This window comes from Maritimimonas sp. 2205BS37-2 (genome assembly GCF_056591755.1).
Genome location: NZ_JBWQOI010000003.1, coordinates 417,008 through 435,901, shown reverse-complemented (window position 1 = coordinate 435,901; position 18,894 = coordinate 417,008). Strand labels below are relative to the sequence as shown.

Genomic DNA, 18,894 nt, shown 5'->3' with positions numbered 1-18,894 from the left:
GAAAAAGAAGCTAAATAAAATAGAAAATTAAAATACTGTATGGCTACATTAAGGCTAAATAAAGTTTTAAGAGAGTTAAATATATCATTAGATAGAGCTGTCGAGCACCTTACAAAAAAAGGGTATGAGATAGAAGCACGTCCTACGACTAAAATATCTGATGAGATATATACTGTACTCTTAGACGAATTTCAAACCGATAAGAGTAAAAAAGTGGCTTCTCGTGAGGTAGGTGAAGAAAAGCGTAAAGAGAAAGAAGCCCTTCGTTTAGCTCAGGAAAAAGAACTAGAGAAAAAGCGGTTGGAAGAAGAAGCCAAAAAAGAGGTGTTTAAAGTAGAGACTGAAAAACTTTCTGGCTTAAAAACAGTAGGGAAAATAGACCTTGACTCGGCTAAAAAGCCTAATAAAGAAGAAGCTAAAGAGGAGGTGAAGGAAGAGGTGAAGGCAGCAGAGCTGGTTAAGAAACAAGGGCCCGTTAAAAAAGAAGTTGCTAAAAAAGAACCTGCTAAAAAAGAATCTGCTCCTAAGGTCGAAGCTAAATCAGAAGAAAAACCTGAGGAGAACCCGGCCGAGCCTAAAAAAATAGTTACACAGTATAAAAAATTAACTGGTCCGAAGCAGGTTGGTGAAAAAATTGACTTAAAGCAATTTGAGAAGCCAAAAAAGAAGACAGAAACCAAAAAAGAAAATGATTCTGATGCTAATAAGCGCAAGCGTAAACGTATTAGCAAGCCCGTAAATTTTGATAAAAACGGACAAAGAGGAAGAGGAAATAACTTTAAAGGTCGAAATGATAATAGAGGGAATTCAGGTAGAAGCAGAAAGCCGATAGTAAAAGAAGAGCCATCTGAAGAAGAAATCCAAAAACAAGTAAGAGAAACCTTAGAAAAACTTCAAGGGAAATCTAAAAAAGGTAAAGGAGCCAAGTATAGAAGAGATAAAAGAGATTTACACAGACAACAGACTGAAGCAGAACAAGAACAAGCAGCTGCAGAAAGTAAGGTGCTAAAAGTTACTGAATTTGTAACTGCAAGTGAAGTAGCAACCATGATGGATGTTTCTGTAACTCAAATTATCTCTGCATGTATGTCTTTAGGTATGATGGTTACCATGAACCAGCGATTAGATGCTGAAACCTTATCAATTGTTGCCGAAGAATTCGGTTATCAGGTTGAGTTTGTCGATGCCGAGGTTGAAGAGGCTATTGAAGAGGTAGAAGATAAAGAAGAAGATTTAAAGTCAAGAGCTCCGATTGTTACAGTAATGGGGCACGTAGACCATGGTAAAACATCATTACTTGACTATGTTCGTAATGCAAATGTTATTGCTGGTGAGTCAGGTGGAATTACTCAACACATTGGTGCCTATGCCGTTGAACTAAAAGACGGACAAAAAATAACGTTCTTAGATACACCTGGTCACGAGGCCTTTACGGCAATGCGTGCACGTGGAGCACAAGTAACTGATCTTGTGATTATAGTTATTGCGGCAGATGACTCTATAATGCCTCAAACAAAAGAAGCAATTAGTCATGCACAAGCAGCAGGAGTTCCTATAGTATTTGCTATTAATAAAGTTGATAAACCAGATGCTAATCCAGAAAAAGTAAAAGAAGAATTAGCTGCAATGAATTTACTTGTTGAAGATTGGGGTGGTAAAGTACAGTCGCATGATGTATCTGCCAAAACTGGTCAGGGCATAGATGAACTTTTAGAGAAAGTATTACTTGAAGCTGAGTTATTAGAACTTAAAGCAAATCCAGATAAAAATGCGAATGGTACTGTAGTTGAAGCGTTGCTTGATAAAGGAAAAGGTTATGTAACTACGGTATTAGTTGAAGCAGGTACATTAAAGATAGGAGACTATATGCTTGCCGGTAAGAACAGTGGTAAGATAAAAGCAATGCATGATGAGCGAGGAAATTCGCTAGAGATTGCAGGGCCATCAACGCCTGTTTCTATTTTAGGATTAGATGGAGCTCCTCAAGCGGGAGACAAATTCAATATAATGGATGATGAACGCGAAGCGAAGCAAATTGCTGCTAAACGTTCTCAGCTGTTACGTGAGCAGTCGGTGCGTACTCAACGTCATATTACTCTTGATGAGATTGGACGAAGAATAGCACTAGGAGACTTTAAAGAATTGAATATTATCTTAAAAGGTGATGTTGATGGTTCTGTTGAAGCCTTAACAGACTCATTGCAGAAATTATCTACTGAAGAGATTCAAGTAAACATTATTCATAAAGGAGTAGGTGCGATTACAGAATCAGATGTACTACTAGCCTCTGCCTCAGACGCGATTATTGTAGGCTTTAATGTTAGACCTTCAACAAATGCGAGATCTCTTGCTGAAAAAGAAGAGATAGATATTAGAAATTATTCTATCATCTATGATGTGATTAATGATGTGAAAGATGCAATGGAAGGAATGTTGTCTCCAGAAATGAAAGAGGAGATTACAGGTAATGCTGAAATTAGAGAAACTTATAAAATTTCTAAGATTGGTACTATTGCAGGATGTATGGTAACAGATGGTAAGATCTTTAGAAGCTCTAAAGTGCGTATCATTAGAGAGGGTGTTGTGGTATTTGATGGAGAATTAGCTTCGCTAAAACGATTTAAAGACGACGTAAAAGAAGTGTCTAAAGGATATGATTGTGGCATACAAATCAAAAACTATAATGATATTAAAGAATTAGACATTATTGAAGCCTACCAAGAAGTAGCTGTTAAGAAAACGCTGAAATAAATAAAGTCTTATAAACTTTAAAACCCAAACTTTTAAGTTTGGGTTTTTTGTTTTATTCAATACCTGGACTCCTGGGCTATTTATAGCTGTTTTTTTCTTTCGGAACTTCACTAAGGTATTGTACAAATTCATATTGATTCCCGTCGGCATCTGCAAAATAATCTCTAATTCTAAATTGTTCTACTTCTTTTGGAAAATCTCGTTTGTATCCATTCTTTAAAAGGTTATTGGCTATTTCTTCTACATCTTGAACCACAAAACCTAAATGATTTATTCCAATTTTATCATAGTTTTTATCTATTTTTAAATCACTTAATTGGGCTTGGTTAATAGCAATATAAGTATCATTATCACCAAAATGAACCCATTCTCTTGTTCCGTTGCCGCCACCTCTAATTTTAAAGTGAGGAAAAGCTGTTTGAAAAAATTTTATTGCTTCTTGTAAATCATTCACCGTAATGTTCGCATGTTCTAAGTAGATACCTTGTTTTCTCATAATGTTTTGTTTTGAATGAATACAAATATCTTAAGAGAAAATAGCCCGTAAAACGAACTTAAGTACAGAAAACCACCTGAACTATTGTACAGGTTAGTTGCATATCGAAGTTTAGATACTCAAAAAGCCCCTTTTTAAGCCAATATCTACAGCTTCAGTGCGATTATCAGCATTGAGTTTGGAAAGTATTGAGGTGATATGAAATTTAACTGTTCGTTCAGTTATAAATAATTGCTTTCCGATTTGTTCATTGGTAAGCCCTTTTTTTATGAACGTAAGTACCTCAAACTCACGTTTAGTTAGCGGCATTTTAGGGTAGTTAAGCCCACCTAAAATCGTGTTTGTTTCTTTAAATGTTTCTGTTTCTTCAAGTAAAGTGGTTAATTGTTTCTGAAGATCTAACGCTTTTTTAAGTGCTTGGTTTACTTTTTCTTTACTGCTATCTGAGTTTTCAAGTTGTGAAATCATAGCTTCCATTTTAGGGATAAAAACACGATCTAAAATATTTCTAATGGCAGCCTCTTTTTTTACATTTTCATTACTATAAGTTTGTTGTAATCGAGTACGTTGAATGGCAGTTCCAACCAACTCACTTATGGTATTAAGTATGGTTAGTTCTTTCTCTGTAAGTTTTCGGGTTTCCTTACTTAATAAGTTTAATAATCCTACCTTCTGATGATTGATTATTATAGGAATTGTTGCGTGAAATTTAAGTCCTTTTGTGCCAGAACTTATAGCTGTTAACCGTGAGCATGCAATCTCACTAATATTCATAGCTTGTTCAATATCATCAGATAAATATTGTCTAATACAATAACACTGCCCAGATAGTCGCTCAGGGTGATTACTCAAAGCGGGAGGTAGGTTGTAGGAAGCGGCTAAATACACTGATTTATTATCGGGCTCTGTAAGCCAAAACCAACCCGTTTCTAAATTTAGAATCTCTGCGGTTTTTTCTAATGACTTTCGAAGAGCTGAATGTAGCGAAAATTCCTTGTTCAGGTGACTTGCTATTTCATATAAGTGAGAAAAATAATCCTTATCGTCCATAATTAAACTAAGATATAAAAAGATGGCCAGAATTTTAGTACACTAAAGCGGTGTATTTAAGTTTGAAACGAGCATATCTGTTTTTGAAGTAAAATAATTTTGATTTAAATGAAAGTTTCTGAAGAAGTACGCGACTTACTCCACTAACAGTTAACTTAAATTAATTCACAAAAAATGAAAAAATTACTCTTATTGATGGCACTTATAAGTGTTATTGCGTGTAAAAAAAAGGAAGAAAAGCCCGTTGAAACCGAAAAAGAGGAGGTTGTAGAAATTGCTAAAGAAGAGCCGAAGGTAGATTATGCCAGTTATGGAATGAAAGATGCTGATGCACCTAAAGGTTTAGAAAAAGGGACAAAAACTCCAGATGTAAGCTTTACAATTGATGGTAAAGAAGTGGCTTTGTCAGACTTATATAAAGATCAAAATGTAGCCATCATTTTTTATAGAGGTTATTGGTGCCCATACTGTAGTAAACACTTAGCAGAGTTTGCTACAAGAGCTAAAGAATTAGAAGATAAAGGAGTTAAGTTAATCGCTGTAACTCCAGAAACTGAAGAAAGTATCGCTAAAGCAAAAGACAATTCAAAAGCGAATTTCGCTATTGTTTCAGATGTTGACGGAAGTATACAAAAAGCATTTGATGTAGATTTTGGAGTTACCGATGGTTATGCTGGTAAAGTTCAAGAAAAATTAGATGTTTCAATAAATGAAAATAACGCGAATGGTAAAACAGAATTACCTGTTCCTGCTACCTATGTTATAAATAAAGATGGCGAAATCGTATTTGTGCATTTTGATCCAGACTATTCAAAAAGAGCAAGTATTGAAGATATTTTAGGAGCAATTTAATTTGTTGAGACAAGAATAAAAGTAAAAACAATAACTAAAAAAGCCACTCTTCTGAGTGGCTTTTTTAGTTATTGTTTTTCACTAAATATGCTATCCTTTGATTTTCTCTAGATCAACGGTTTTGGTATTATTTTCCCTTTTTACATCTGCTACTTTATGATTAGGGTCGATTTCTACAGAACGAATCTCTTTTTTTGTGCTAAAATCAAATTCTGGTTGCACCCAAGACCAATCACCAATTTTAGTCGCATCTGTAGGTTTGCCACCATACATCATACGTAAAGGAATATAGAAATCTTCAGTCGTACCGTCAGTATAAGTAACCTTTAAATCCATCGGCATTGGCATCTCACCAATACGTTGCAACGTTACCTTATTTTTATCAATACTTTTTACGGCATAATCTATGGTTTTAGTACTTTGAGTCCAATAATTTAAGAACCAGTCAAGCTGTATACCAGAAACCTTCTCTGCAACACGTTTAACATCGTTAGGAGTTGGATGCTTGAACTTGAAATCTTCAAAATATTTTTTAATCGTCTTTTTAAGATTTTCTTCACCAATAATGTGTCCTAATTGAACTAAAAACAATTGTCCTTTATTATATGCTGAGGAGCCGTAAGCATAATTATAACTATATCTATCGGCATGCATCGTTTGAGGCTCTTCAATACCATAACTCACCAAGTTTGTATAGCTTTTAAAAGCTCCTTTATGAGGATTTTCTTCACCTCTATTCATCACTTCATTCATTGCTAGGTCAGAAATATACGAAGTAAAACCTTCATCCATCCATTCATGTTTTTGTTCGTTAGTGGCTAATAAAAATTGAAACCAGGTATGAGCTAATTCATGGGCTGTTACACCAACTAAGCTACCAAAGTTACGCTGACCTGTAATTAATGTACACATCGCATATTCCATGCCTCCATCGCCACCTTGAATTACAGAATATTGCTTATAAGGGTATTGCCCAATATTCTCATTAAAGTACGATAGTAACTTCGCAGTTTTAGGCTGTAAGTCTTTCCAATTTTTTAAATAATCTTGTTTAAGTGTCTTTTTGTATAAAAAATGTAGCGTAACATCATTATCACCTTTTATCTTATCGTGAATGTACTCAGGATCGGCCGCCCATGTAAAGTCATGTACTTTTGGTGCTTTAAAATGCCATGTTAATTTTTTAACCCTTCTAGGATGCTTTATTTCTTTACTAGAATAACCATGACCGATTTCATCAGGATTTTGAAGATAACCACTTCCACCAAGAACATAATTTTTATCAATGCTAATCTTTACATCAAAATTACCCCAAACACCATGGAACTCTCGCCCTATGTAAGAATTTGCATGCCATCCCTCAAAGTCATATTCTACCATTTTAGGATACCATTGTGTCATTGAAAGCGCAACTCCTTCTTTACTATTTCTACCTGAACGACGAATTTGTACCGGCACCTGACCTTTAAAAACCATATCAAAGGTTACTTTTTCGCCTGGCTTTATTGGTTTATCTAACCAAACTTTTAAAATAGTACCAATAGTCTCATGTTTTAAATCAACACCATTCTGTTTTAAGGATTGTACTTTTATAAAACCAATTTCTTCGGGCTTTAATTTTGAGATTCTACTTTCAAATTTTGGTTTTTCTTTTGTGCCAATATTATTCACCATTCTACCATCAGGATCTTTAATATTAAGTAAGCGAATGTCCATTTCACTTCCTGGTTGAAATGCATTAAAGAATAAATGATAAAAAACTTTGTCTAATGTATCGGGTGAATTGTTAGTATAAACAAGTTTCTGTACACCATCATATTGATAATTCTCTACGTTCATATCAATTTCCATAGTATAATCAACATGTTGTTGCCAATATGAAGTGTTTTGAGCATATAAGAACATACTCATTAATGTTGCGATTGCAAACAGTATTTGTTTCATTTGTAATTATGTTTAAAAATCTCTGCAAGATACCATAATCAAGGATGATACCAAAAAAAGCGCACTCAATCGAGTGCGCTTTTCTTAATTTATTTTATAGATATATGATTAAGATTTGTTCGCTAATTTCTCGGCCATTTTTAAAGCATTATAAGCATTTAAAATTTTACCTGAAACAGATAAATCTTTAAAAGGAACTTTTTCATCTTTACTACCTGGTAAAATTACATCTCCGTCGTATTCAATACCAGATTCCATAATTACCTTTTTTACTTGACTTGCGGTAAGTGTAGGATAGTATGAACGAATTAAGGCTGCAACACCAGCAACTTCTGGAGCCGCCATAGAAGTACCTTGAATAGATTCATAAGAATCTTTTGGGAACGTTGAATAAATCTCAAGTCCTGGCGCGAAAATATCAACATTCTTTTTACCATAATTAGAGAAAGAAGCCACTAATTTTTCATCATAATGGCGTGTCATCGCGCCTATTGTAAGCACATTGTCTGCGAATTCTGTTATTTTATCTTTAGAATCGTTCGGGAAGTTTTCGGCAGTATCGATATCGCTACCATCATTACCTGCAGCATGTACTAGTAATACATCTTTTTCGGCGGCATACTTAATCGCGTCATATACCCATTCTGCATTTGGTGAGTAACTTTTACCAAAGCTCATGTTTACTACTTTCGCTCCATTATCAACGGCATAGCGAATGGCCAATGCAATATCTTTATCATACTCATCACCATCTGGTACTGCTCTCAAAGACATAATTTTTACATTTTTAGCAACACCGTTCATGCCTTTACCATTATTACGTTGAGCGGCTATAATACCAGTAACATGCGTACCATGTATTTCTGAATCTTTTGAACCAATTACGAGTCCGTTACCATAGTTTTTATCATTGATGTCATATGGGTTATCACCAGCAACTCTACCATTAAAATCTACTTTATATTGTGCGTTTAGCTGATTTCCATAGTGATCTACTATTTCATCTAGTTGTCCAAAAGCGCTCTCAACAGTATCTCCTCCTCCTAAAATATTTGCAATGATCATTTTACCCTGTAGCAATTCTTGATCTACAAGAGTAACACTTTTTATATCATTAAGACTATAATCTTTTTTACCTAGTGATTTCACTAAGGTGTCGTTTGCCTTTTTAACAAACTCTTTAATAGCAGAATACTGCACTACTTGATTATATGCATTGGTGTTTTTATCATCTACTATTTTTTTAAGCTTTACATATTTTTTAAAATCGGTAGTGTCAGCTGCAGAAATAGTTTCAATTGTTTTTCCTTCAAAGCGAGGTGTCCACTTTTTTACAATACGTGTTAATTCAAGCTGCTCAGGGTTGTCATCACCTTTAGCTCCGCCCAGGAAATTCCATCCATAAATATCGTCAACATAGCCATTGTTATCATCATCTTTACCATTGTTAGCAACTTCTTTTTCATTAATCCAAAGAACTTCTCTTAGGTCTTCATGCTCTACATCAATACCAGAATCAATTACGCCTACAATAACTGTTTTACCAGCTTTTCCATCTAAGAATTGATAAGCCTTTTCTAAACTTATACCAGGAACAGAATCTTTATGAAGGTCCATATGAGGCCAAGCCTGTACTTCGGCTTCAGTCATTTCTCCTTTTTTGGCCACAAGTTTAGGAGCTTCGGTATTTTGACTAACGGTGGTTGGAGTTTCCGGTGCTTTGGGTTGTTCTGGCGTAGTAGTAGTTTGTGTAACATTTTGCGTTGTACCACAGCTCAATAAAATAAGTGCGGTAAAACTTGCTACAGTAATAGGTCTTAAAATCTTCATCTTTGTTGTTTTAATTAAATATCTCGTTAAATGTATGTGTGCTCTTTAATCGTACTCCCTTTTCCGTATGTTGTACAGTACATAGTTCACTATATGCATCATGTTCTAGCAATAGAAAATACTCTTTATCAGCAGCATTGTTTAAAAATTGTTTTTTTTCATCGAGCGTTAGTAAAGGTCTGGTGTCGTATCCCATTACATAAGGCAATGGAATATGCCCCGTAGTAGGTAATAAATCAGCAGTAAAAACAATGGTTTTACCTTTGTATTGAATATGTGGCAACATTTGTTTTTCTGTATGACCATCAACAAATAAAATGCCAAAACCCAGTTCAGAATTTTCTACATACCCCTTATCTGATAATGAGACAAAATTCAATTGACCACTTTCTTCTATAGGAAGAATATTTTCTGTTAGAAATGAGGCTTTTTCTCTTGCATTAGGCTTTGTAGCCCACTGCCAGTGATTTTCGTTACTCCAAAATTTAGCATTCTTAAAAGCAGGCTCATAGCCGGTTTTATTTTGATTCCATTGGATACTTCCTCCACAGTGATCAAAATGCAGATGTGTTAAAAAAACATCGGTAATATCATTTCTGTGAAACCCATGTTTTGCAAGGGAAGCATCTAATGAATAATCTCCAAAAAGATAATAGTAACCAAAGAATTTTTCAGATTGCTTGGTACCCATTCCGGTATCGATAAGAATTAAACGGTTGTCATTTTCGATGAGTAAACAACGCATGCTCATTTCTATCATATTATTACCATCAGCCGGATTTGTACGTTGCCATAATGATTTTGGAACTACACCAAACATAGCTCCTCCATCTAGCTTAAAATTCCCGGTTTCAATAGGGTAAATGGTCATTTTTCTGCAAAAATTTTACAAATATGCTGAAAATAAGCTAAATAATTGTTAAAGAAAAGAAAAAACCTCACCAGTTTGATGAGGCTTTATTAGAGGCGTCGAGCGGATTCGAACCGCTGTACAAGCTTTTGCAGAGCTCTGCCTAGCCACTCGGCCACGACGCCATTTCTAAGGGGCTACAAATTTAAGTAAATTAACTATTCGTGCAATAAAAAAGCAAATTATTATCGTTTCTTAGACATCTTAATTGTAACCATAGCAACATTACCACCTATAGGAGGATTCAATTTAGAAACTTCGACGGTAGCTTTTTTAACTAAAGAAATTTCTTTAAGAATTCTATTAAGAATTTTATCTGCCACGGTTTCCAATAACTTTGTCCGTATTGCCATTTCTTCTTTTACAATTTTATTAAGGTGCACGTAATCTACAGTGTCACTTAGCTTGTCTGATTTTGCTGAAGTTGATAGATCAGCCCTAACCGCCAAATCTACACGATACTCTGAGCCAATTTTACCCTCTTCGTCTAAACAACCATGATAAGCGTATAGACGTATATTTTTAACTTCTATTAATCCCATGTATATAATTGAAAATCTCTAGTGCAATAGCTAGAGAAGTACCTTAGTTCTTTTTTTAATTTTTGTAAGCGCCGCTGCAAAGATATAATTTTAAGTAGTTCGTTTGATTCAATCATTTTCTTAAATTTAGAGCCAAATAAATGATTATGAAAGTACGCGAACAATTTATTCTTTTGTCTTTAGTAACAGTTGCCTCTATAATAGCCATCTCATTTTTATGGAAGTCTGTTTTATGGAGTTTTATAGTTATTGGCCCATTGTTTTTTATGGGTTGGTATGATGTTTTTCAAACAAAACATACGATACGACGAAATTTCCCTTTACTAGGACGCTTCCGATATGCCTTAGAATCAATACGGCCAGAGATTATGCAATATTTTGTTGAAACAGACACCGAAGGAAGACCTCTAAATAGGATATTCAGGTCATTAATATATCAACGTTCAAAAAAAGTAAATGATACCGCTCCTTTCGGTACACAAATGAATGTTTATAGGTCTGGTTATGAGTGGATGGATCATTCTATGTACGCAAAGAATAGTCCTAAAGAAATTGGAGAGTTTCCAAGAGTAATCTTTGGAGGAAAAGATTGTAAGCAACCTTATTCTTGTAGTTTATTGAATATTTCGGCAATGAGCTTTGGTTCCTTAAGTAAAAACGCAGTTATGGCGCTTAATAAGGGAGCCAAAATAGGAAGCTTTGCACATAATACTGGTGAAGGAGGAATTAGCCCTTACCATTTAAAACATGGAGGAGATTTAATTTGGCAGGTTGGTACTGGGTATTTTGGTTGTAGAGATGAGCAAGGTAATTTTAGTGAAGAAGGGTATAGAGAAAATGCTACGCGACCAGAGGTTAAGATGATAGAACTAAAATTGTCTCAAGGGGCGAAACCCGGTCATGGAGGAATTTTACCGGCTAAGAAAAATACCGACGAAATCGCAAAAATACGACATGTAAAACCTGGAATTGCTGTGCACTCACCACCAGCACATACCGCTTTTTCTGATGCCCAAGGCTTATTAATGTTTATAAAGAAGTTACGTGATCTCTCTGGAGGTAAACCAGTTGGATTTAAATTGTGTGTTGGTAAAAAACAAGAATTTATCGATATCTGTAAAGCAATGCTCTCTACGGGGATTACGCCAGATTTTATTTCGGTAGATGGAGGTGAAGGAGGAACCGGAGCTGCCCCGGTAGAGTTTTCTAATTCTATAGGAATGCCATTACGTGAAGGGCTAGTTTTTGTACACGACACGTTGGTAGGTTTTGATCTAAAAAAGGAAATTAAAATTATAGCTGCAGGTAAGATTATAACTGGTTTTCATATGGCACGCGCAATTGCTCTTGGAGCAGATGTGTGTAACAGCGCAAGGGCCATGATGTTATCTATTGGCTGCATACAAGCATTACAATGTAATAACAATACATGTCCGGTTGGTGTTGCCACCCAAGATAAATCACTAATGAAAGGATTGGTTGTTGAAGATAAAGCTCCGCGTACAGCTAACTATCATGAAGAAACCATTCATAGTTTTTTAGAAATGGTTGCTGCATCTGGCTTAAATAGTCCTAAAGAAATTAAAAGAAAGCACATTAATAAGCGAATGGGAATTAGCAAAGTGGTGAAGTATGATGAAATGTATCCAGAAATGGAGCCTGGATGTTTACTTTCTGAAGCTAGTAGACCAGAAGAATATAAAGAATTTTTTACTGAAAAAAAGCTACAACCAGTTAGTTAATAATCAGCATCATCAGGATATTTTGCCATAAAATTTTCGGCATCTTTAACCATATTTTTGCTGCCACAAAAGAAAGGAACACGCTGATGTAATTCGTTAGGCTTAATATCCATAATACGACGGTATCCATCAGTTGCTAAACCTCCGGCTTGTTCGGCTAAGAACGCCATAGGATTACATTCATATAGTAATCGTAATTTTCCTTTTGGTGCCTTAGAACTTGTAGGATAAATATAAATACCTCCTTTGATCATATTCCTGTGAAAATCAGACACTAGTGATCCAATGTATCGAGCTTTATAAGGTCGGTTACCCTCTTCCATCTGGCAAAATTTTAAATAATCTTTCACACCTTGAGGAAAGTGCACATAGTAACCTTCATTAATAGAATAAATCGAACCGTCTTCTGGAAAACGCATGTTAGGGTGCGATAAATAAAAAGTACCAATAGCAGGGTTTAAGGTAAATCCGTTTACACCATGACCAGTAGTGTACACTAACATTGTAGAAGTACCATAAACAATATATCCGGCAGCTACCTGCTTGTCACCTTCTTGTAAGAAATCCTCTATTTGTACCGGGGTTCCAACTGGAGTAACTCTTCTATAAACAGAAAAAATGGTTCCAACAGAAACATTTACATCTATATTAGAAGATCCATCAAGAGGATCTATTAATACCACATATTTATTATCATTTTTTTTGTCGTTACCAGAAATTGTAACAAAATCATCTTCTTCTTCACTGGCAATTCCACAAACGATCTGTCGATTCGTTAATTTCTTCATGAAGATCTCATTTGCATATACATCTAATTTTTGTTGATCTTCACCTTGTACATTAGTGTCCCCGGCATCACCCAGAATATCAACGAGGCCAGCCTTATTAACTTCGTGGTTTACTACTTTAGCGGCAAGTCTTATTGAATTTATGAGTCGAGAAAGTTCTCCGGAGGTGTATTTGAATTGCTTTTGGTTACTAATGATAAATTCACCGAGCGTACTGTGTTTTTGCATAGCAAATAGATGGTTGTGTTTTTGCAAATATCGTTTTTCTTTTTAGAAATCTACAACGTTTTCGATATACTTTTAACAAAGTTTTTTACATTAGCAAGGCTAAACAAAGCACTAAAAAATGGACTTCAATATTCGTAAAGGAACTCGGGAAGATGCCCCTTCAATTTATGCACTAATTCGTGAGTTAGCTGTATTTGAAAAAGAACCTGATGCCGTTGAAATTTCGGCTGAAGATATTGGCCGCGACGGATTCGGTGAAGATCGGCAATTTGAGGTTTTTGTTGCCGAGATGAATGATGAAATTGTGGGAATGGCTCTATATTATCCGAGATATTCAACTTGGAAAGGGAAATCATTACATTTAGAAGATTTAATTGTTAGTCAGAATCACCGAGGAAAAGGTATAGGGAAGGCTTTATATACCGAAATAATAAAGACCGCCTACAGCAATGGGATTAACAGATTAGAATGGGAGGTACTAGATTGGAATAAAGGAGCTATTGAATTTTATTTAGATAGTGGTGCCGAAATGCTCGAAAACTGGAATCTTTGCCAAATGACCAGGGAGGATATGAAAACATATTTAAAATAAAATGCAAGTATTTAAGTTTGGGGGTGCATCTGTTAAAGATGCTTCTGGAGTAAAAAATGTAGCTGAGGTGTTGAAGCAGATAGGCTATGAAGATGTATTTCTAGTAGTTTCTGCTATGGGTAAAATGACGAATGCATTCGAAAAACTCGTTCATCATTACTGCAATAAATATTCGGAAGAATTAAATAATACCTTAAGCGAAATAAAAGACTACCATTATACAATAATTGAGGAGCTATTTGAACAAGACAATAAGCGAATTAATGATAAGGTAGGAGTGTATTTTGCACAAATAGAATCTTTTTTTGTAGAAAATCAATCAATGGACTATGATTATATTTACGATCAAGTAGTAAGCAAGGCCGAATTGATTTCAACTACGATTGTTAGTAAATACCTAGACAGTGCAGATGTTCAAAATACCTGGTTGGATGTTCGTAATTACATAAAAACCAATGATGACTATCGGGATGCTAAAGTTGATTGGCAATCTACAGAGCAAAATATTTCTTCAATTATTAAAAATGGCACCTTATACATTACGCAAGGTTTTTTAGCAAAAGCTGAGAATGGACACACAACAACTTTAGGTAGAGAAGGTTCTGATTATACCGCGGGTATCTTTGCCTATTGCCTAAATGCTGAAAGCGTGAGTATTTGGAAAGATGTAGATGGTGTTTTAAATGCAGACCCGCGTTATTTTAAAGAAACTCAATTACTAGAGAAAATATCATATACGGAAGCAATAGAATTAGCTTTTTATGGGGCATCAGTAATACACCCTAAAACATTACAACCACTTCAGAAAAAAGAGATTCCGTTGTATGTAAAATCATTCATACAACCAAAAAAAGAAGGAACTTCTGTAAGTCGAGGGGTACATATCTACCCAGAAACGCCTTGTTTTATTGTTAAAAAAGATCAGATTTTATTATCAATTTCCTCATTGGATTTTTCATTTATAGTTGAACGAAACATAAGTGAAATTTTCGGATTACTACATAACCATAAAATGAAGGTAAACCTAATTCAGAATTCAGCGATAAGCTTTTCGGTTTGCCTTGAAGACAAATACTATAATTTTGAGAAGCTTTTAGAAGAGTTAAAAAATAAATTCAAAATAGCCTATTATAAAAACGTTTCTTTATATACTATTCGCCATTTTACAAAAGAAGCGATTAAACAAATTGAAAAAGATAACAAGGTCTTATTGAAGCAGTTGAGTCAAGAAACCGTACAAGTAGTTATTGAGTAGATTTTTCTATCTTTGGAAGTCTCAAAAAAGCCATATGGGTTTAGTATCAGCCAAAGACATAGCTAAAGTTATCAATGCCGACAAATATGGATTTTTAGGAACCTTTGTAGGTTGGATACTACTCAAAGTACTGCGTATTTCTAAGTTGAATGTTATTTATAACAAGCATAAAGACAAAAAAAACGGAGATTTTTTAAATGCTATTCTTGATGAAATTCAAATACAATTTGAAATACCCGAAGAAGACTTAAAACGAATTCCAAAAGATGGCGCATTTATAAGTATTTCTAACCATCCATTGGGAGGGATCGATGGGATATTACTTTTAAAACTATTAGTAGAAAAACGGCCGGATTATAAGATCATTGCAAATTTTTTATTGCATAGAATTGCTCCTTTGAAGCCCTATGTAATGCCCGTTAATCCGTTTGAAGATAGAAAAGATGCTCAATCAAGCGTTGCTGGTATAAAAAATGCATTATTACACTTAAAAGAGGGCGCACCTTTAGGAATTTTTCCAGCTGGGGAGGTGTCTACTTTTAAAGATGATAAATTAATTGTTGATCGCCCTTGGGAAGAAAGTGCTATCAAGTTAATTCATCGAGCAAAAGTCCCTATTATTCCTATTTACTTTCATGCCAAGAATAGTCGTTTATTTTATCTCTTATCTAAAATAAGTGGAACACTACGAACGGCAAAATTACCTTCAGAGCTATTGACACAGGGGAGTAGAGTTATTAAGGTACGAATAGGAAAACCAATATTAGTTAAAGACCAAGAGGTTTATGAGAATATAGATGAATTCAGTGATTTTATTCGCAAGAAAACTTATATGTTGGCCAATCCATTTCAGCTTCAAGGTCCTTTGATTAAAACACCAAACCTTAAATTATCGAAACAGCCGAAAGAAATTATTAGACCAGTTTCAGTGGCCAAGATGAATGGTGAAATTGAAAAACTTCGTGAGCAAGATGCGAGGTTGTTAGAAAGCAAAAATTATGAAGTATTCTTAGCTTCGAGTGACCAAATACCTAATATCTTAACCGAAATAGGAAGATTACGCGAGGTTACTTTTAGAGAAGTAGGTGAAGGCACTAATAATGCAATTGATCTCGATGAATATGACACCTATTACCATCATATGTTCTTATGGGATAATAATCATAATAAAGTAACCGGAGCATATAGAATGGGCTTAGGGAAAGATATTTTTTCTAGATACGGACTCGATGGGTTTTATATTAATACGCTTTTTAGGCTTGAGCCTGAGTTGAATAAGATGATGTCACAAACTATAGAAATGGGCCGTGCATTTATCATCAAAGAGTATCAACAAAAACCAATGCCCTTATTCTTGCTTTGGAAAGGGATAGTTCATGTAACGCTTCGATATCCAGAACATAAATTTTTAATGGGGGGTGTAAGTATTAGTAATCAGTTTTCTAATTTCTCTAAATCATTAATGATAGAGTTTATGAAATCACATTACTATGATCCTTACTTAGCTCAATACATTCATCCTAAAAAAGAATATAAGGTAAAATTAAAAGATGCCGATAAAGATTTTGTTTTTGATGAGAGTAAAGCAGATATGATCAAGTTCGATAAGATTATAGAAGAAATTGAACCCGGGAGCTTGCGTATGCCTGTCTTATTAAAAAAATATGTTAAGCAAAATGCAAAACTTGTGGCATTTAATGTTGATCCTAAATTCAATAATGCCGTAGACGGGTTAATGTACATACGAATAGCCGATCTTCCGGAGAGTACTGTTAAACCTGTAATGGAGGAATTCCAGGCAGAACTCGAAAAAAAATTAGCGGAGAAATAAAGAGCTTTGAAATCTCTCAAAGCCCTTTTTTGAATTATATAGACTTAAACCATTCTTGAAACTGCTCTCCCAATAAGAAAACTGGTTTTTTATTTCCTCCGAGGGCGCCTACTAGACTCACAATCCATAGAATAAATACTAAAATACCCGCTATCCAACCTAAAAATGGGATCAGTGATACCAGACTTAATAAAAAGATACCTAAAGTTTGTCTTATATAAAAACTACCAAACTCAGTTTTGTTGTTGTTATTCATTAGAAGAGCTATAATCCATCCTATAATGGTGAGATGGGCAATAATAGCTAATGTTTTACCATCACTTAACGCGTCTTTGGCGTCTTCAACAAATTCTTTAGTAGCCTCTTTGGCATCGTCAGCGAATTCGCCAGCCTTTTCTTTGGCATCTTCAAAAGCTTCTTTTGCATCATCTGCAAATTCATCTGCTTTTTCTTTAGCACCTTCAAAGGCTTCTTTAGCTTCGTCTTTTAGTTCTGAGGCCTTTTCATTAGCCTTATCGCTAAAACTTTTGTTTTCTTCAGACATTTTTTAAATTTTAGTGGTTATTAAACAAATTTATAAAATAATAAGATACAGAAAGTTAGCTAATGTATTTTCTACAAAAAATACAAAAGGATAACAAATTATACGAAGAATGATTCAAAAATTATTGACCTTAGGAGTAATCAGTTTAGGCAAACTCCTTGAATTCTTCTACTTCATATTGATCTATAAATAGTTCTTTGTTAAGAACATTTAAGGCTTCGATTTTATATTTGGTATCTATGAGAAGTGACATATTATAATTACTACCTCCATAAGAAATCATTCGTAATGGAATGTTTTGCAAGGCATTTAATACCTTCGCACTAATACCTTTTTCGTTTTGAGAGAAATTACCAGCTAAACAAACTATGCTCATATTTCTGTCTATGGTAACCTGGCTAAATTGGCTTAATTCTTCAACAATAGTATTTAGGTGTAAGCCATTATCGATTGTTAATGAAATAGCCACTTCAGATGTGGTAATCATATCTATGGCGGTATGATATTTTTCAAAAATCTCAAATACTTTTTTAAGAAAACCGTAAGCCATTAGCATTCTATAAGATTTAATTTTCATTGCTATAATACCATCTTTCGCAGCGATCGCTCTAACACCGTTATTTGGAGAGCACGTTGTTATTAAAGTTCCATTTTCGTTAGGTTGAAACGTGTTCTTTAGCCAAACAGGAATATTATTTTCTTTAGCAGGAATAATACTTTGAGGATGTAAAATTTTAGCCCCGAAATAGGCTAGTTCAGCAGCTTCATCAAAGGAGATTTTGTTGATGGAAAATGTATTTTCAACATAACGAGGATCGTTATTATGCATGCCATTAATGTCTGTCCATATTTGAATTTCTTCGGCATTTATGGCTGCACCTATAAGAGAGGCCGAATAATCACTCCCTCCACGTTTTAAGTTATCAATCTCTTTTTTATTGTTATGGCAAATGTACCCTTGAGTGATGATGGTTTTACTAGCAATTGTAGAAAGAATTTCAGTTAATTTTTTCTTTATACTTTGAGTTTCCGGCTCCCCAAATTCATCAATTGACATAAATTGCAACGCATCTAAAAGAATAGCATCTGCTTTTTGTTCTTCAAGATAGTAGTGAAACAAATTCGTAGAGAGAATTTCACCTTGAGCCAAGAGTTCCTTTTCATCTTTGGATGTTAAATTTCTAATATGATCGAATTTACTTCTAATAAAAGTAAGTGCTTTTAATTGATAGTATTCTGAAGCATATAGCTGATCAATTAAATGATGATATTCCTGTTCTAAGTCATCACAAACCACTTTTACTGTATCATAATCATTTTTAATAAAAAGCTTAAAAATTTCAGTAAGTTTATTTGTGGTGCCGCCAACAGCTGATAATACTATTATTTTAGGCGCTTCAATTTTATGAATAATTTGTGCTACTTTTTTTATGTTTTGGGCATTTCCTACAGAGGTTCCGCCAAATTTTAGAACAATCATTTTGCTGCTTTTTTATACAAAAATCCCTTCAGATGGGGTTTTGTACAATTTTTTATTTT

General features: G+C 34.5%; 15 protein-coding genes and 1 tRNA gene. 6 read left to right on the top strand and 10 right to left on the bottom strand.

Features of this window, described 5'->3' with window-relative positions; genetic code table 11:
* Positions 1–39: 39 nt before the first annotated feature.
* Positions 40–2,751, top strand: coding sequence for a translation initiation factor IF-2 (gene infB / locus AC1EUU_RS15015; protein ID WP_480202264.1), 2,712 nt, complete (start codon positions 40–42; stop codon positions 2,749–2,751).
* Between the two features lie 76 nt (positions 2,752–2,827).
* Here the strand turns inward: infB and AC1EUU_RS15010 are convergent, their stop codons facing one another.
* Together AC1EUU_RS15010 and AC1EUU_RS15005 are read right to left on the bottom strand one after the other, a co-directional pair.
* Positions 2,828–3,247: a VOC family protein gene (locus AC1EUU_RS15010; RefSeq protein WP_480202263.1), complete on the bottom strand. Its 420-nt coding sequence runs from the start codon at positions 3,245–3,247 to the stop codon at positions 2,828–2,830.
* A 111-nt stretch (positions 3,248–3,358) separates the two neighbouring features.
* Positions 3,359–4,297, bottom strand: a complete 939-nt coding sequence (locus AC1EUU_RS15005; protein ID WP_480202262.1) for a LuxR C-terminal-related transcriptional regulator — start codon at positions 4,295–4,297, stop codon at positions 3,359–3,361.
* Positions 4,298–4,471: 174 nt separating this feature from the next.
* Between AC1EUU_RS15005 and AC1EUU_RS15000 the strand changes: the two genes are divergently transcribed.
* A complete protein-coding gene (locus AC1EUU_RS15000) occupies positions 4,472–5,149 on the top strand; it encodes a peroxiredoxin-like family protein (protein WP_480202261.1) in 678 nt (225 codons plus the stop codon).
* Between the two features lie 90 nt (positions 5,150–5,239).
* On the opposite strand, the gene AC1EUU_RS14995 is transcribed toward AC1EUU_RS15000, so the two are convergent.
* From AC1EUU_RS14995 to folB, 5 genes are all read right to left on the bottom strand, one after another.
* The gene (locus AC1EUU_RS14995) at positions 5,240–7,093 is read right to left on the bottom strand and encodes a M1 family metallopeptidase (protein ID WP_480202260.1); all 1,854 of its coding nucleotides are present in this window, start codon (positions 7,091–7,093) and stop codon (positions 5,240–5,242) included.
* 108 nt (positions 7,094–7,201) lie between these two features.
* On the bottom strand, positions 7,202–8,923 hold the full coding sequence (locus AC1EUU_RS14990) for a S8 family peptidase (protein ID WP_480202259.1): 1,722 nt from the start codon (positions 8,921–8,923) through the stop codon (positions 7,202–7,204).
* A gap of 10 nt (positions 8,924–8,933) precedes the next feature.
* Positions 8,934–9,794: an MBL fold metallo-hydrolase gene (locus AC1EUU_RS14985; RefSeq protein ID WP_480202258.1), complete on the bottom strand. Its 861-nt coding sequence runs from the start codon at positions 9,792–9,794 to the stop codon at positions 8,934–8,936.
* A gap of 93 nt (positions 9,795–9,887) precedes the next feature.
* Positions 9,888–9,958, bottom strand: a tRNA-Cys gene (locus AC1EUU_RS14980).
* Between the two features lie 60 nt (positions 9,959–10,018).
* Entirely contained in the window at positions 10,019–10,375 is a 357-nt protein-coding gene (gene folB, locus AC1EUU_RS14975) for a dihydroneopterin aldolase (RefSeq protein ID WP_480202257.1), read from the bottom strand.
* 146 nt (positions 10,376–10,521) lie between these two features.
* On the opposite strand from folB, the gene AC1EUU_RS14970 reads away from it, so the two are divergent.
* Positions 10,522–12,117: an FMN-binding glutamate synthase family protein gene (locus tag AC1EUU_RS14970; RefSeq protein WP_480202256.1), complete on the top strand. Its 1,596-nt coding sequence runs from the start codon at positions 10,522–10,524 to the stop codon at positions 12,115–12,117.
* On the opposite strand, the gene fbp is transcribed toward AC1EUU_RS14970, so the two are convergent.
* A complete protein-coding gene (fbp, locus tag AC1EUU_RS14965; RefSeq protein WP_480202255.1) occupies positions 12,114–13,133 on the bottom strand; it encodes a class 1 fructose-bisphosphatase in 1,020 nt (339 codons plus the stop codon). The two genes, AC1EUU_RS14970 and fbp, sit on opposite strands and share 4 nt — an antisense overlap.
* 118 nt (positions 13,134–13,251) lie before the next feature.
* On the opposite strand from fbp, the gene AC1EUU_RS14960 reads away from it, so the two are divergent.
* Genes AC1EUU_RS14960 through AC1EUU_RS14950 form a run of 3 tightly spaced genes read left to right on the top strand, consistent with a single transcriptional unit; the run spans position 13,252 to position 16,811 of the window.
* Entirely contained in the window at positions 13,252–13,725 is a 474-nt protein-coding gene (locus AC1EUU_RS14960) for an N-acetyltransferase family protein (RefSeq protein ID WP_480202254.1), read from the top strand.
* A gap of 1 nt (position 13,726) precedes the next feature.
* Positions 13,727–14,980: an aspartate kinase gene (locus AC1EUU_RS14955; protein ID WP_480202253.1), complete on the top strand. Its 1,254-nt coding sequence runs from the start codon at positions 13,727–13,729 to the stop codon at positions 14,978–14,980.
* Between the two features lie 34 nt (positions 14,981–15,014).
* The gene (locus AC1EUU_RS14950; protein WP_480202252.1) at positions 15,015–16,811 is read left to right on the top strand and encodes a GNAT family N-acyltransferase; all 1,797 of its coding nucleotides are present in this window, start codon (positions 15,015–15,017) and stop codon (positions 16,809–16,811) included.
* A gap of 34 nt (positions 16,812–16,845) precedes the next feature.
* Here AC1EUU_RS14950 and AC1EUU_RS14945 read toward each other — a convergent pair whose 3' ends face one another.
* Together AC1EUU_RS14945 and AC1EUU_RS14940 are read right to left on the bottom strand one after the other, a co-directional pair.
* Positions 16,846–17,355 carry a YtxH domain-containing protein gene (locus AC1EUU_RS14945; protein ID WP_480202251.1) on the bottom strand — a complete coding sequence of 170 codons (510 nt, stop codon included), beginning with the start codon at positions 17,353–17,355 and terminating at the stop codon, positions 16,846–16,848.
* Between the two features lie 145 nt (positions 17,356–17,500).
* Positions 17,501–18,835, bottom strand: a complete 1,335-nt coding sequence (locus AC1EUU_RS14940) for an aspartate kinase (RefSeq protein ID WP_480202250.1) — start codon at positions 18,833–18,835, stop codon at positions 17,501–17,503.
* Positions 18,836–18,894: the final 59 nt, after the last annotated feature.